Source organism: Marinobacter panjinensis (genome assembly GCF_005298175.1).
Classification (GTDB): Bacteria; Pseudomonadota; Gammaproteobacteria; order Pseudomonadales; family Oleiphilaceae; genus Marinobacter; species Marinobacter panjinensis.
This window is the reverse complement of the sequence record NZ_SZYH01000001.1, coordinates 3,019,699-3,034,282: the sequence shown is the minus strand read 5'-3', so window position 1 is coordinate 3,034,282 and position 14,584 is coordinate 3,019,699. Positions and strand designations below refer to the sequence as shown.

The following is a 14,584-nucleotide window of genomic DNA, read 5'->3' as shown; positions in this document are numbered from 1 at the left end:
TCCGCTTCCTCTTGGTGTTGTTGGCATTGAGTCGGTAACCGTTCCGTCAGATCGGAACGCCCTCCGGTTTGTCGCTGCCGGACCGGATCCGGAACGTACCCTCCGCGATGGCCAGCAGGTTGCCCTGATCATCATGGACTTCGCCGGTGCTGTTGAATATGCGGGTGCCGCCTGCGCGCTTGCGGCCAGTGACCCTTATGGTTCCACCGGAACACTGGCCGGTGAATGTAGTGGTCAGGGTCAGGGTGATGGCCTTGCGCATCCGCCCGTGATAAGGGCAATGGGTGCCCGCCTGGGCCAGCACAATGTCCAGCAGGGAGGTAAGCACACCCCCGTGGATCACTCCGCCCAGGTTCAGGTGCCGGGGCTGCAGCTCCAGTTCCAGCACCGCTTCGTTCTCTTCCCAGGACACCTGACGATAACCCAGCAGGCTGTGAAAGCCCGGCAGGTCTTTTCCATCGGCAAACAGAGGTTCTTGCTCACTCATTACACTTTCATTCCTGGCAGGTTCAGGGACGCGGTATTGCCGCCGTCCACGGGTAAGGCCTGGCCGGTGATGTAGCTGGCATCGTCGCTGGCCAGAAACAGGATCGCCGCGGCAATCTCTTCCGGTGCGCCATAGCGACGCAACTCACACCGTGAACCCAGCTTGTGGGCCTTTTCATGGGTGCGGGCGTAGTCGAACACGGCCTGGGTCATGCCGGTTTCCACCAGCCCCGGGCACACCGCGTTCACCCGCACGTTATCGTTGCCAAGGTCACAGGCGGCAGTCATGGTGAGGTTGATCACACCGGCCTTGGAAGCACTGTAGGCATTACCGCCGGCACCGGACCGGATGCCCGCCACGGAAGCCGTGTTCACGATCGAGCCCAACTTGCGGGCCTGCATGTGGGGCGCCACATGCTTGATGAAGAGCATGGTGCCGATCAGGTTCACTGACAGCACTTTTTCCCATTCTTCCCGGTCGTTGCCGGTGATGTCCGGATGGCCATTACCCGTACTGGCGATGCCGGCGATGTTGCAGAGCACGTCAATCTTGCCGAACGTCCTGGCGGCTTCGTCTACCAGCGTTTTAACCTGGGACTCATCAGCCACGTCGGCAATCCGTCGCAGGGCCTGCGCACCCTCGGGCAACAGGCTTTCGGTATCCAGCAGGCCGGCCTCGGAGCGATCCACCATCATCACCCTCGCGCCCTCACGGGCCAGACGCACGGCGGTAGCCCTGCCAATGCCGCTGCCGGCTCCGGTGACTATTGCTGCCCGGTTGTCGAAACGCCCCATGCCGATGCTCCTTGTTGTGGTTTATTCGCGCCGTCACAAAATTCACGTCGAGGTAATTTGTCACGCCTTCCGGTTTTGAGTCAATATAAACGAAAGTAAATTTCACTAGATAAAACACAATAACACCCAGAGGCCGAAAAATGGAAAGCTTGATGCAAATGCCCGTGCACGCGCCGGTGGATCCCGAAGAAACCATGGAGGCGATCGGCGAGCGCATTCAGGGTCTGGCTGCGGAGCGCCCCCACCACACCGCGCTTATCGACGATCACGGCAGCGTCAGCTGGCGCGGACTGGTGAGCCTCGCCAACCGCATTGCCAACCGGCTGCGCGCGGAGGGCCTGAAGGAAGGGGATACCGTGGCACTGCTGTCGGAGAACCGGATTGATGCCGTGGCTCTGTACCTGGGCACGCTCGTTGCCGGCGGCTGCACGGTGCCGTTATCAGGCATGGCCAGTGAGGACAGCCTGGCGCTGATGATCAACGATTGCGCAGCCCGCTTTGTGTTTGTTTCAGAAAAGAACCTGCCGTTGCTGGACGCCATGGCGGGCAAGCTGGACAACCTAACCCGGGAAAGTTGCATCGGTCTGGGTACGGACGACGGTGGCACGCTGACCAGCCTGACCCAATGGCTCGGAAACATCGGCTCCGAGGCACATCCGGCAAAGGTGACCCTGGATCATCCGTTCAACATCATCTACAGCTCCGGCACCACCGGAACCCCCAAGGGCATCCTCCACGATTACCGCTTCCGCCAGCGCCAGATGGTGCGCATGAGCCGTTTCGGGCTGGATGGCAACGCGGTGAATCTGGTATCCACACCGTTGTATTCCAACACCACACTGGTGTCGATGTTGCCGACGCTGTTCTATGGCGGCACCCTGATACTGATGGCCCGCTTCGATGCCCGGCGCTTTCTGGAGCTGGCCGAGCACCACCGTGTTACCCATGCCATGCTGGTGCCGGTGCAGTACCAGCGCATTCTGGCGGACCCCGAATTCGACCGTTTCGACCTGTCCTCTTTCCAGCTCAAGCTTTGCACCAGCGCCCCACTGCGCGCCGAGGTCATCCGCGACGCCATGGCCCGCTGGCCCGGCAACATCCGTGAGGTCTACGGCCTCACCGAAGGTGGCATTTCAACCTGCCTGGACTGTGCAGCCCACCCCGATAAATGGGATTCCGTGGGGGTGCCGACCGAGGGCGCCGAGGTGCGGGTAATCGACGAACAGGGCAACGAGCTGCCAAGGGGGGAAACCGGAGAAATCGTGGGCCGCGCCATTTCCATGATGCGCGGTTACGTCAACCGCGACGACCAGACCCGGGAGATGCTCTGGACCAGCGCAGAGGGCCTGGTGTTCTATCGCAGCGGTGATATGGGCCGGGTCGACGAGGACGGCTTCGTCTACATTCTCGACCGTCGCAAGGACATGATCATCTCCGGCGGCTTCAATATCTATGCCGTGGACCTGGAGAACGTACTGCTGGCACACCCGGTAGTGGCCGATGCCGCTGTCATCGGGATTCCCAGCGAGCAGTGGGGCGAAACGCCATTGGGGCTGGTGGTGCTTGAACCCAGCAGTAAAGGCAGTGAACCAAGCGAGGCTGAGCTGCTGGACTGGGCCAACGACCAGTTGGGCAAAGCCCAGCGCCTGGCCGCCATTGAGTTCCGCCCGGATCTGCCCCGTTCCGCCATCGGCAAAGTGTTGAAACGGGAGCTGCGGGCGCCTTACTGGTCCTGAACTAACGCTTGCCCATCCTGGCCAATGCAGCCCGACAGTCTTCGGAACGCAGGCGCTCGCTGAACACCGGGCGCTCGCGTTCCAGGGCGTCCCTGATCATCTCCCGCCAGGGCGCCTTTATAAGCCGCTTGCTGGCGATCAGCGCGTCCCGGGGCTTGGCAGACAGCCGCTCAGCCTGCACCAGGGCCTGTGCGACCGCCTGTCCGTCCTCCACCACGCGGCTGACCAGGTCGCACTCCCGGGCTTCCTCGCCGTTCAGGGTATCGCCCATCAGCAACAGGTCCGCGCTACGTCGCGCCCCCAGGTGCAACGGCATGGTCACTGTGGAAGCCGCCTCTGGCACCAATCCGAGATCCACAAAGGCGGTCTTGAAACGGGCAGAACGTCCGGCAATCACGGAATCGCAATGCAGCAGCAGGGTGGTACCGATGCCGATGGCCAGCCCCTCCACCGCAGCAATGACAGGCGTGTCGCAGTTGATCAGGGTTTCGATGAACGCCAGCCCGGCTGAAGGCGCGGGATACGCGTCAGTCGCCCTGGCACGGAAATCGTCAAGGTCGTTGCCTGCAGTGAACACGCCCCCTTCGCCACTGAGCACTATGGCGTTAACGCCCGTGTCGGCGGCGGCTCTGGCGATCTCATCCGATAACTGCTGATACATGGCCCGGGTGAGAGCGTTTTTCTTTTCTGCGCGCGAGATGACGAGATGGACATGTCCGGCTTCACGTTGAGCGATTATCACTATACTTACCCCTGTGATCTGAAGATCGGTAACAGAATATCCACTTCTATCCTATTGCAAAACGCAAAGTGTGTGATAGATTCAGGTACACGGATTCATTCTGCAGTCAGTTGTTCTGCAGAGCGAAACTGAGTACGGGACGATTAACACAATAATGATCGAGGTCCAACAATGAAGATGCTAATTACCGCCAGAAAAACCCTTACTGTTTATGCCTCAGCCCTGACCCTGGGCCTGAGCGCCGCCCTGGCGAGCGCACCCGTTGCCGCCCAAGATACCATCACCTGGAGAGTCCAGTCCCACTGGCCGGGCGCAAGCTCTTCCTACAAGGACAGCCTGGGCCGCCTCAAGGATGTGTTGGAAGAGCGCACCGATGGCCGCCTGAAACTGGAACTTTACGAGTCTGGCGCCCTGTTCAAGCCCACGGAGACATTCAACGCCGTCAGCCGTGGCATTCTGGAGATGGGTACCATTTCTCCGGCCTACGCTCAGAACAAGATCAGCCTGGCTGGCGTTGCCTCCGGTTTGCCGCTGGCGTTCCAGACTCCGGCCGAAGCTGCCTATTTCCATATGAACATGGGTTTTGAGGAGATGCTGCGGGAAGAAGCCGCTGAACATAACGTCTATTGGGCCACTGACAAGGTCTACCAGACCGAGATGGTGGTCAAGGAACCCATCGAAAGCATTGCGGACCTGAAGAAACTGAAAATCCGCTCCTCAGGCGCGTTGGAACAATTCCTGGCGGAAGCCGGTGCTGCCACCACTTACATTACGGGTGCCGAGCTTTACTCAGCGCTGGATTCCGGCATCGTCGACGGAGCCCACTGGGGTGCTGCTCAAGGCGCTTATAGCATGTCCCTGTACGAAGTCGCGAAGTACCACGTCAAGCCTGCTCTGAACGTAGCGGGTACCGACGTCATCATCATCAGCCAGAAAGCGCTCGACGCGCTGCCTAAAGAGATGCAGGCAACCGTCAAGGACGCCCTGGTAGAGCAGTTCTGGGTGCGCACCAACGAGTACGAACACAAAGAAAAAGTAACCCTGCAGAAAGCCATTGAAGAAGAAGGCGTTAAGATCAACACACTTCCGCAAGATGTCCAGGATCACATGCTGGAAGCGGCACAGAAGTTCTGGGATGAAGAGGCCAAGACCAGCGATAACGCTGCCAAGGCCGTCGAGATGGTCAAGGAATACCTGGCGCAACTCGGCCGCCTTTAATCAGGCAATAACAGGACCGGGCGCTACGCCCGGTTTTTCATTGCCGATCAAATTCTTCTCAACCAAGCCCTTAAAGGCGGGGGGACAAAATGCGCGCTCTAACCGCATTCATGACTGGAGTGACCAGGCTCAACAACCTGCTCGGGCGGTGGTTCTCCTATCTCGTCATGATCATGTTCCTGTTATTGATTACAGGCGTGGCTTTTCGATATTTGCTCGAGGCACCACTGTCCTGGACGGGCGAGTTGACCCAGTTGCTTTTCGGGATTTACGGGCTCATGGCCGGTGGTTATCTGCTGTCACACAACGGCCACGTCAATGTGGATCTGGTCTATTCAAGATTCAGCCGCCGAACCCGGGCGTTTCTTGACCTGTTTACCTCGATCCTGTTTTTCATTTTCACTCTGGCGCTGTTTTACTTTGCCGTCGATATGGCCTGGGAATCCTTCAGTGGCCGGGAAACATCGAATTCGGCCTGGAACCCCCCCATCTGGCCGGTGAAAGCCTTTATACCACTGGCCACCCTGTTACTGATCCTGCAGGGTATTGTGAAGCTGCTGCAGGACATTGCCATTGCCTTCAACCTCAGTTATTACCAGCCCGAACCTGAACCAGAAGAACTGCCGGAGGACAAAGCATGAGCATTGAAGCGCTGACCCTGCTTTTCTTCGGCTCCCTACTGTTTTTCCTGGTACTGGGCCTGCCACTGGCGTTCGTCCTCGGCGGCGTTTCCGTGGTGTTTCTCTACTTTACCTGGGGCTTCGACTCCTTCTACCTGGTGGCTTCACAGATCTGGAGCACTATGGGAAGCTTTACCCTGGTCGCCATACCGCTATTTGTGTTCATGGCCATGATTCTGGAGCGAACCGGGGTCGCCCGGGACCTCTACCGGATGATGCACCTGTGGTTCGGTGGCGTCCGCGGCGGACTGGCCATTGGCACCCTGGTCATCTGTGCGATATTTGCGGCAATGGTCGGCATCAGTGGTGCCGCCGTTGTCGCCATGGGTACCATCGCCCTGCCGGCCATGCTGGAACGTGGCTACGACAAGAAAATGGTGCTTGGCGTCATCAACACCGGCGGTGGCTGGGGCGTACTCATCCCGCCCTCCATCCTTATGATTCTCTATGCCCTGATCACCGGTGTGTCGGTGGGCAAGATGTTTGCGGCCGGCATACTGCCGGGCATCATGCTGATGATCCTTACCTCTGCGTACGTGCTGATCCGCTGCTACCTGCAGCCGCACCTGGCTCCGGACCTGCCCAAGGAAGAGCGGGGCACCTGGTCTGAAAAATTCGCGGCCCTGCGCTCCGTGGTGCTACCGATAATGGTGGTGTTCATGGTACTCGGCTCGATCATCGGAGGCATCACCACGCCCACCGAGGCGGCTGCTATGGGTGTACTGGGGGCCCTGATCTCGGCCGCGGTCTACCGCGCCCTGAACATCGAACTGATCAAAGATGCGTCAGTGCGGACGTTCAAGCTGACGGGCATGATCATGTGGATCCTGTTTGCAGCACACGCGTTCAGTGCCGCCTACCAGAGCATGGGCGCGCAACCGATGATCGAGGGCATGATCCAGTCCATTCCCGGCGGCCCCTGGGCGGTCATCATCTTCATGATGCTGATTGTCTTCCTGTTGGGGATGGTGCTGGACCCGGTTGGCATCATGCTGATCACCCTGCCGGTGTTCACGCCCATTGTGTCGTCCATGGGCTTCGACCCGATCTGGTTCGGCATACTGTTCGTGATCAACATGGAAATCGGCTATATGACGCCGCCGTTCGGGTTCAACCTCTTCTACCTGAAAGGGGTGGTGCCGCCGGGGATAACCATGGGCGACATTTACCGATCGGTTATACCCTTCGTGCTCATCCAGATCGTGGGTATCGGCTGTCTCATGGTGTTTCCTGAGATTGCTACCTACCTGCCGGATCTGCTCTTCTGAAGCGACCCGGCTCGTTAATGCCCGGTGCATTGCTCACGGGCATTGCGGGCCGGTTAACGGAGAACTACCTTTAGGGAACGCCCGGCTGATGGAACCGGGAGTTCCCTATCACAAGGAGATGTTCTCATGGCCCGATTACACCCGATCCTGTTTACCCTTGCCTGCCTGCTTGCACTATCCCCGTTGACCGTTCACGCCGAAGCGCTGACCGACCAGACCATTCGTTCGTTCATCAGCAGCCTTGAGGCCCTTCAGGGCATGGAAGACGATTATGACGAGCTTGCTGACGAGCTGGCTGCCGAAGAAGATGACGGAGAGATGCCGGATATGTCCCGTATATTCTCGTCGTCTGTTGAAGAGATGAAAGGTCACGATATGTATAACAAGCTGGAGGACGTGGTGCAGCAACACGGCTTTTCCAGTCCGGAACAGTGGGGCGAAATCGGCGACCGCATTTTTCACGCCTGGGGGGCTCTGGAAATGGGCAAGCAGTCCGGGGATATGAACCAGGAAATGGCCAGGGCCATGGAGGAAATCGACAACAACCCTCACATGAGCGAAGCCCAGAAACAGCAGATGCGGGAAATGATGGGCGGCGCCATGTCAGCCGTTGAACAGGCCGCAAACGCACCCGAGGCCGACAAGCAGGCGGTCCGACCTCACATCGAGGCATTGCGTGCTGCTACCGAGTCAGACGAATAGAGCAGGGAAGCCCGGCCGTTTATTGGCCGGGCTACTCCTGACGTCCTGATCTGCTCTTTGCAGCCGGGGCTACTAGGCTATCAGGTTGTAAACAAACACGATGGCAACCGCCACCGGCGTCACGAAGCGAACCAGGTTATACCAGAGGGTAAAGCTTCCGCCTTCCAGTGCCAGGTTGCTCTTCAGTGACTCTTTTGCCACAACCCAGCCAATGAACAGGGCGGTCAGCAGGCCGGACAACGGCAGCATGACGTTCGCGGTAAAGAAGTCGAGCAGGTCGAAAATGGTATTGCCTTCGAAGCGCTCGAACATGCCCAGGGGTGCAAATCCAGACCATTCATTCAGGGACAGAATCGAGGCAATACCCAGCAACCAGCAGGCCAGCCCCACCACAACGGTGCTGCCGACACGGCCGAGGATCAGCTTGTCTTCCAGCCATTCGACCACCGGTTCCAGCAGGGAAATGGCCGACGTCCAGGCCGCAAACAGCAGCAGCACAAAGAACAGGGCACCGAATACGCTACCCAGCGGCATCTGGCCAAAGGCCAGCGGCAGGGTCTGGAATATCAGGCCGGGGCCTGCACCTGCCTCCAGGCCGTTGGCAAACACCACCGGGAAGATCGCCAGGCCGGCCATCAGCGCAACAACTGTGTCCATGATGGAAACGGTGATCGCGGTACGTCCGATCGAGACGTCATCCGCCAGGTAAGAGCCATAGGCCATCATGATGGCCATACCCAGACTCAGGGTGAAGAAGGCATGGCCCAGGGCGACCAGCACACCATCCACTGTCAGGGCGCTGAAGTCGGGCGTAAACAGGAAGGCAACCGCTTCGCCGAAGTGGCCGGTGGTGGTGGCGTAGCCAACCGCAATCAGCAGCAGCACAAACAGTGCCGGCATCAGAATGGTCACTGCCCGCTCCAGGCCGGACTTGAGGCCACGAGCCACGACAAAAATGACCAGTGCCATAAAGATACTGTGCCAGATCAGCAGCGTAACCGGGCTGGCGAGCAGGCCACCAAATAACTCACCGATGGCATCCGCGCTCTGGCCGGTAAAATCGCCCATGGCGGCGTGGCCAACATAGGAGGCGGCCCAGCCACCGATTACCGAATAGAACGACAGAATAATGAACGCGGCCAACACACCCACAATGGCGGAGATTCGCCACGCCGGTGACGCCAGGTTGCGCTCGGCCACCAGGCGGAAACTGGTGATGGGGTTATGCCGGCCATTACGGCCGATGAACACTTCCGCCATCATGATGGGAATACCCACGATGGCAATACACAGCAGGTAGACAAGCACGAAGGCGCCACCGCCATTCTCGCCGGTCACATAGGGAAACTTCCAGATATTGCCCAACCCGACGGCGGAACCGGTTGCGGCCAGGATAAAGGCCATCCGGGAGGACCACAGACCCCGATGGATCGGGTTCGATTTTGAAGCAGTCATTGTTTCACCCTGTGCTTTTCGCTGATGAATCGATTTGAAGTGGTGTGCCGAAGGCGCGCTTCAGCTATTGGGGCGGGATTTTGCCAGCAGTGGGCACAGGATGCCAGCCGACAGCAGCACCGGCGCGTACCCGCAGCCGGTGCTTGTGCTGTTAACTAACCGTTTTTGCTGACGAAGCGGGAAACCAGATCCTTCAGGCCTCTGGACATGCCGCTCAGGTGGTCGCTGCTTTCCTTGGCCGATTCTGCTTTCTGAGTGCTATGGTCGGCCAGCTCGGCAATGTTGACGATCTGGTGGTTGATCTCTTCCGAGACCTGGCTCTGCTCCTCGAAAGCGGCCGACATGCTGATAAAGCTGTCCGATATATCCTGGATCGAAGACACAATTTCCTGCAGCGATGTTTCTGCTTCCCGGACCTTATCCAGACCCTTGCCGGCATCCTGCTCACCTTCGCGGGTCGCCTGAACAGCTTCTTCCACCTGGGTGCGGAAATCATCGATAACATGCTGGATGCGCACGGTAGAATCACGGGTACGGCGGGCCAGTGACCTGACCTCATCCGCCACCACGGCAAAGCCGCGCCCCTGCTCGCCGGCACGGGCGGCCTCGATGGCCGCGTTCAACGCCAGCAGGTTGGTCTGCTCTGCGATGTCGGAGATCAGGCTGGCGGCCTCGCCAATGCTCTCGGTGGACGCGCCAAGCTTTTGAATTGCCGAACCAATACCGTTGACGCGGGTAACCAGTTGCTCGATCGCTGTCAGGGCCTCGCCACTGCGTTTGCTGCCGGTCGCTGCCATGCGGTTGGCACCATCCGCCACCCTTGCATTGTCGTTAACCGTTTGTGTCACTTCCTGGATGGAAACCGTCATCTCATTCACAGCAGAAGCCGTCTGGTCTGTTTCTGCCCGCTGTCGGGCAATCGCCTCAGCCCCTTCATTGATGTAGCGATGACTTATCCTGGCCTGCTCATAAAGCAGCTCTGCCTGGTCGTCGATACGGGCCAGGGCGGTACGAATCCGCGCCTTCTCGCTCATGATCAGCATGGCCAGCTGCGAAAACAGCCCGCTTTCATCGCTGTAGGTTCTTGCCACAACCGCATCGCTGAAGGCATCGGGGCGCAAATCGAGGACCCCCTGCAAACGGCTGGTAACTGATTTCTGGGTCAACCCGGCAGCAAGTAAATGCGCCACGACAATCACCAGGACCGCCAGCCCTGTATTGCCCAGGCTGGTTAACGCACCGAGGCTCAGAATAAGCGAAAGAGCAAAAGGCCAACCCGACTTCAGCACGGAAACCAGTCGGCTACGGAGAGCAACCGCACTTCCTCCCCGGGAAAGTCTCAGATACAGCTTCTCCGCCCGGGCGATCTGTTCACGGGTAGGTGCAACCCGCACGGATTCGTAACCGACCATTTTGCCGTTCTCGAGCATCGGGGTTACGTAAGCGCTGACCCAATAATGGTCTCCGGATCTGGCACGGTTCTTCACCACACCCATCCATGGCTTGCCGGCCTTGAGGTACTCCCACATGCCCTTGTAGACCACCGGTGGCATGTCCGGATGACGAATCACATTGTGGGGCTGTCCCACCAGTTCTTCCCTGGCAAAGCCGCTGATCTCCACAAATTCATCATTGCAGTACGTGATCACCCCTCTGGTATCGGTGGTAGTGATCAACCGGCCGCCCTCGGACATTCTGATTTCACGCTGGGTTACCGGGAGATTATTGCGCATAAACGGACCTTCTGACTCGGGGGCTGACTACAGGGGAAAAACGGGAGAGCAATGGTAGCCCTTGACGAACATTATTGACGTTCATCAAGGGTTACCCTGCGTGAAGGAGTGTAACGGCGGAAGTCTGGAGAACCTTAGTCAGTGCAGGTACTTATGCCGAAACAGCGAGCCGCGCCCGTGGGTGGAAACGGGCGTTTACCCAAAGGGAAAACGCAATAACGCTGCCACCAAGGGCGAGACGCAACAGATCGGCGTCCCGGTTCCAGATCAGCAAATTGACGATCAGGCCCGCAGGCACCAGGGCATTGTTCATGATCGCCAGTGTGCCGGCATCCACAACACAAGCGCCGCGGTTCCACAGGAACAGACCCACGCCCGATGCGGCAAGGCCCAGCCAGGCAAGAATGCCCCATTGCAGGGAAGTGGTTGGCAGGCGACTGGCATCGCCGAATATCAGGAAAGAAGGGAGGGCGATAATGAGAGCGCCGAAGAAGAAGTAGCCGAAGGTGCGATACGCTGGCACCTCGGTCCGGAACCGCATCATGGTGTGCTTGTACCCGACCTGGCCAGCGGCAAAGGTGAAATTGGCCACCTGAAGCAGCAGAAAACCGGTGATAAAACCCTGACTTAGGCCGTCGTAGCGGATAATACCCGCGCCAAGGGTGGCAATTGCCGCAGCCGCCAGGGCCACCGGCGAAAATCGACGGTAGAGCGCATCGTCAATCAGGGTGACATACAGCGGCGTGAAGATAGTGAACAGCAGAACTTCCGGCACCGTCAGGTAGCTGAATGAGCGGTACAGGCATAAATAGGTGATGCCGAACTGCAGCATGCCGGTCACCAGCACACCCAGCTTCAAGCCGCCAGGCACTCCGCGCCAGCGGGTAAAGGGCAGGAACACCAGCGCCCCGAGCACAACCCGGGTCAGTACGGCGAAGTCACTGTCCACTTGCCCGGCCAGGAATTCGCCGATCAGGCTGAATGAAAATGCCCACAGAACTGTTACAAAGACCAGAAGACCCATGCTACCCGCACCCATAATCCGTGAAGCCGGCACTTTACCCGTTACCAGGCAGCCTTGTACACAGGCGGCACGGAAACACCCTATGCCACCCCGGGCAGTGAATAAGGTACCATCCCGCCTTTCTGATTCATTCCGTTTCACCTAGAGCCAGGCAGGCGATTCCATGGATGAAGTCCATCAGCCGTTACCCGAAGCCCGTCAGCCGCTGGTCAGCCGTACGCTGACCGAGTGGCGCACGCTGGCGATTCTCGGCGGCCCGATCCTGATTGCCCAGGTGGCCCAGATGGCCAACGGTGTTATCGATACCGTGATGGCCGGCCATGCCAGCGCCGAAGACCTGGCCGCCGTAGGCATTGGCAGCAGCCTGTGGATGCCGGTTTTCCTGTTCTTCATGGGGCTGCTGGGAGCTCTGCAACCGATTATCTCCGGCTACAATGGCGCCCGCACCACTGAAAAGATCATGCCCGCTACCTGGCAGGGGCTGTATATAGCCGCCGCTGGCTCGGTGATCATGATTCTGCTGCTGACCAACGTGCACCCGGTGCTCAGTGCCCTGAACCTGGAAGCCAACACCGCCCGTATCAGCCAGGGCTACCTGGATGCCTTTGCCTGGGGCATTCCTGCCATGCTGCTGATGATGGCATTGCGTGGGCTGACGGACGGGCTGGGGCATACCCGGGTGATTATGGCTTTCTCGGTTTTGGGCACCCTGATCAATCTACCCCTCAACTACATATTCATCTACGGCAAGCTCGGGCTCCCCGCCATGGGCGGTATCGGCTGCGGCTGGGCCACCTCGATCTCCAACGGCATTGCGGCCATTGCACTGCTGGTCTACCTGAACCGGAGTGCTGTCTACCGCCGGTTTCACCTGCTTGCCGACTGGGCAAAACCAGACGCCAACGGCATCCGATACATTCTGCGCCTGGGCATTCCCATTGGTTTTACCATTTTTGTGGAAGCCAGCATGTTCTCGGTGATCGCTCTGTTTCTGGCGCCCCTGGGGCCAGTGATTGTAGCGGGACATCAGATTGCCCTGAACGTGGTATCACTATTGTTCATGCTGCCGTTGAGCATCGGTATGGCGCTGACCTTGCGGGTGAGTTTTCTGATGGGAGCCAGGGCGCCCGACACCGCCCGGCTTATTGCCCGTAGCTCGCTGATTCTTGCTTCGGCGGTGGCGCTGGTGTTTGCCGTTATGCTGTTTGCCTTTGCCGACGGCATTGCGACGCTGTATACCAGTGATGCGGATGTCCGGGCCGTGACCGTTACTCTGCTGGTATACGCCGCCTTCTTCCAGATTGCCGACGTCATCCAGGTTACCTGTATCAGTGCCTTGCGGGGCTACAAAGACACCAGCATTCCCATGTTCATCATGCTGTTCTCGTTCTGGATTGTGGGTTTGCCCCTGGGCTGGGTGCTGACTTTTACCGACTGGCTGTTGCCGGCTATGGGCGCTGCCGGTTTCTGGGTGGGGCTGACAAGTGGTCTGGCATCCGCCAGTATCTTGCTGGGGTTACGGTTGTTCCTGTTCACACCGGAACCGGAAACATAACCCTGTCAGGCTGTTTCTGTTGCCGGCCCCTGCGCCGACACATCGTCCGCATAAACAATCTGGTCACGGCCGCTGGCCTTGGCTTTATAAAGTGCTTCATCGGCCCGTGCCAGCCAGTCGTCAGGCGTTTCGCCATTTTTTAGTAGGGCAACTCCGAACGAGGCGGTCACCTTCCCGCCCGGATGCTTCAGAAACTTGTGCATGATGTGTTGCAGGTTATGCATCACCGCCCTTAGCCCGGTCTCATCCACACCGCTCATCAGCAACACGAATTCCTCACCACCGAATCGGAACAACTGGTCGGACTTGCGAATGTTCTGCTCAATCAGTGCCACCATTTCCGTCAGCACGTCATCCCCCACACTGTGGCCGTGCTCATCGTTAATCTTCTTGAAGTGATCAATATCCAGTAGCACCAGGCCATAGGCGATCCCCGTCCTGGCAGCACTGGCGGCTGCCATCGCCAATTCTTCGTCCATGGAGCGACGATTCTTGACCCCGGTCAGGGGATCAATGGTGGCCAGGTGCTCCAACCGCTCACGTTGGTTTTCGTTGCGGTGGGCGAAGACATAAGCGCAGCAACTGACCACTACGGCAGTGGCAGAAAATGACCACATCTGGATCGTGGAACTGAAAGCAGCGCCATGGACCATCAGCGCGAGTACAGCAGCAAGGTTAATGAATATGGCGTAGCGGGGCTCGGTGAGGAAGAAGCTGCTTACCAGGCAGGGGTATAACCAGAACAGTCCAGGCTCCCCGACGAGAGCGCCAACCGTGACGGCACCAGCGCAGGCTACAATGGCCATCGCCAGGCCGGTACGATCGGTATCGCCGGTTACCCACGCATAAACCATTCCCACCGTAATGGCGAGCATGATAGTTGTATCAACGATGCCTGCCAGCATGTTGCCCTGAGCAAATCGCATCACCGCAAACGGGCTGATACCCAGAAGCGCACTGATTCCGAGCAGGGTAATAATGGACAGCCGAAAATCAGTTTTCAGGCGATATAACATAGTCTCTACCGGATCAAGGAACGCCCCGAGTACGTCTTCCGACTTTATCGTCGCTCAGGACAGATTCCGACCTTAGTCTTATTAGCAAACTATCATAGCGCAAGATCCGATTGTTGAAGATGCGCTCAACAACATTTAACAAACATTCATTCTTTTTCACACTTTGTGTGCAGT

Annotated in this window: 13 protein-coding genes; 6 read left to right on the top strand and 7 right to left on the bottom strand. The window is 58.5% G+C overall.

What is annotated here, in order from left to right:
* Positions 1–46: 46 nt before the first annotated feature.
* Both FDP08_RS13880 and FDP08_RS13875 read right to left on the bottom strand, forming a co-directional pair.
* Complete coding sequence (locus FDP08_RS13880; protein ID WP_137436721.1) at positions 47–487, bottom strand: PaaI family thioesterase; 441 nt, start codon at positions 485–487, stop codon at positions 47–49.
* Positions 487–1,281 carry an SDR family NAD(P)-dependent oxidoreductase gene (locus FDP08_RS13875; protein WP_137436720.1) on the bottom strand — a complete coding sequence of 265 codons (795 nt, stop codon included), beginning with the start codon at positions 1,279–1,281 and terminating at the stop codon, positions 487–489. Before FDP08_RS13875 ends, FDP08_RS13880 begins: the two co-directional genes overlap by 1 nt.
* A 152-nt stretch (positions 1,282–1,433) precedes the next feature.
* Between FDP08_RS13875 and FDP08_RS13870 the strand changes: the two genes are divergently transcribed.
* A complete protein-coding gene (locus tag FDP08_RS13870; protein ID WP_228263312.1) occupies positions 1,434–3,017 on the top strand; it encodes a class I adenylate-forming enzyme family protein in 1,584 nt (527 codons plus the stop codon).
* A gap of 1 nt (position 3,018) precedes the next feature.
* On the opposite strand, the gene FDP08_RS13865 is transcribed toward FDP08_RS13870, so the two are convergent.
* Positions 3,019–3,759, bottom strand: coding sequence for an enoyl-CoA hydratase/isomerase family protein (locus FDP08_RS13865; RefSeq protein ID WP_137436718.1), 741 nt, complete (start codon positions 3,757–3,759; stop codon positions 3,019–3,021).
* 171 nt (positions 3,760–3,930) lie between these two features.
* Here FDP08_RS13865 and dctP point away from each other — a divergent pair, with 171 nt between their 5' ends.
* From dctP to FDP08_RS13845, 4 genes are all read left to right on the top strand, one after another.
* Positions 3,931–4,977, top strand: coding sequence for a TRAP transporter substrate-binding protein DctP (dctP, locus tag FDP08_RS13860; RefSeq protein WP_137436717.1), 1,047 nt, complete (start codon positions 3,931–3,933; stop codon positions 4,975–4,977).
* An 89-nt stretch (positions 4,978–5,066) separates the two neighbouring features.
* Positions 5,067–5,618, top strand: coding sequence for a TRAP transporter small permease subunit (locus FDP08_RS13855; RefSeq protein WP_137436716.1), 552 nt, complete (start codon positions 5,067–5,069; stop codon positions 5,616–5,618).
* Positions 5,615–6,925: a TRAP transporter large permease gene (locus FDP08_RS13850; protein WP_137436715.1), complete on the top strand. Its 1,311-nt coding sequence runs from the start codon at positions 5,615–5,617 to the stop codon at positions 6,923–6,925. The genes FDP08_RS13855 and FDP08_RS13850 overlap by 4 nt, the downstream gene beginning before the upstream one ends.
* A 126-nt stretch (positions 6,926–7,051) precedes the next feature.
* Positions 7,052–7,627, top strand: a complete 576-nt coding sequence (locus FDP08_RS13845; RefSeq protein WP_137436714.1) for a hypothetical protein — start codon at positions 7,052–7,054, stop codon at positions 7,625–7,627.
* Positions 7,628–7,699: 72 nt separating this feature from the next.
* On the opposite strand, the gene FDP08_RS13840 is transcribed toward FDP08_RS13845, so the two are convergent.
* From FDP08_RS13840 to FDP08_RS13830, 3 genes are all read right to left on the bottom strand, one after another.
* Complete coding sequence (locus tag FDP08_RS13840; protein ID WP_137436713.1) at positions 7,700–9,082, bottom strand: sodium-dependent transporter; 1,383 nt, start codon at positions 9,080–9,082, stop codon at positions 7,700–7,702.
* 155 nt (positions 9,083–9,237) lie between these two features.
* A complete protein-coding gene (locus FDP08_RS13835) occupies positions 9,238–10,815 on the bottom strand; it encodes a methyl-accepting chemotaxis protein (protein ID WP_137436712.1) in 1,578 nt (525 codons plus the stop codon).
* A gap of 151 nt (positions 10,816–10,966) precedes the next feature.
* On the bottom strand, positions 10,967–11,839 hold the full coding sequence (locus FDP08_RS13830) for an EamA family transporter (RefSeq protein ID WP_137436711.1): 873 nt from the start codon (positions 11,837–11,839) through the stop codon (positions 10,967–10,969).
* 163 nt (positions 11,840–12,002) lie between these two features.
* On the opposite strand from FDP08_RS13830, the gene FDP08_RS13825 reads away from it, so the two are divergent.
* Positions 12,003–13,394, top strand: a complete 1,392-nt coding sequence (locus FDP08_RS13825; RefSeq protein WP_137436710.1) for an MATE family efflux transporter — start codon at positions 12,003–12,005, stop codon at positions 13,392–13,394.
* 5 nt (positions 13,395–13,399) lie between these two features.
* On the opposite strand, the gene FDP08_RS13820 is transcribed toward FDP08_RS13825, so the two are convergent.
* Complete coding sequence (locus FDP08_RS13820; protein ID WP_137436709.1) at positions 13,400–14,410, bottom strand: GGDEF domain-containing protein; 1,011 nt, start codon at positions 14,408–14,410, stop codon at positions 13,400–13,402.
* Positions 14,411–14,584 lie beyond the last annotated feature (174 nt).

Coding starts and splice junctions, on each gene's coding strand:
- FDP08_RS13880 (WP_137436721.1), bottom strand. CDS start 487: ATGAGTGAGCAAGAACCTCTGTTTGCCGATGGAAAAGACCTGCCGGGC.
- FDP08_RS13875 (WP_137436720.1), bottom strand. CDS start 1,281: ATGGGGCGTTTCGACAACCGGGCAGCAATAGTCACCGGAGCCGGCAGC.
- FDP08_RS13870 (WP_228263312.1), top strand. CDS start 1,434: ATGCAAATGCCCGTGCACGCGCCGGTGGATCCCGAAGAAACCATGGAG.
- dctP (WP_137436717.1), top strand. CDS start 3,931: ATGAAGATGCTAATTACCGCCAGAAAAACCCTTACTGTTTATGCCTCA.
- FDP08_RS13855 (WP_137436716.1), top strand. CDS start 5,067: ATGCGCGCTCTAACCGCATTCATGACTGGAGTGACCAGGCTCAACAAC.
- FDP08_RS13850 (WP_137436715.1), top strand. CDS start 5,615: ATGAGCATTGAAGCGCTGACCCTGCTTTTCTTCGGCTCCCTACTGTTT.
- FDP08_RS13845 (WP_137436714.1), top strand. CDS start 7,052: ATGGCCCGATTACACCCGATCCTGTTTACCCTTGCCTGCCTGCTTGCA.
- FDP08_RS13840 (WP_137436713.1), bottom strand. CDS start 9,082: ATGACTGCTTCAAAATCGAACCCGATCCATCGGGGTCTGTGGTCCTCC.
- FDP08_RS13835 (WP_137436712.1), bottom strand. CDS start 10,815: ATGCGCAATAATCTCCCGGTAACCCAGCGTGAAATCAGAATGTCCGAG.
- FDP08_RS13830 (WP_137436711.1), bottom strand. CDS start 11,839: ATGGGTCTTCTGGTCTTTGTAACAGTTCTGTGGGCATTTTCATTCAGC.
- FDP08_RS13825 (WP_137436710.1), top strand. CDS start 12,003: ATGGATGAAGTCCATCAGCCGTTACCCGAAGCCCGTCAGCCGCTGGTC.
- FDP08_RS13820 (WP_137436709.1), bottom strand. CDS start 14,410: ATGTTATATCGCCTGAAAACTGATTTTCGGCTGTCCATTATTACCCTG.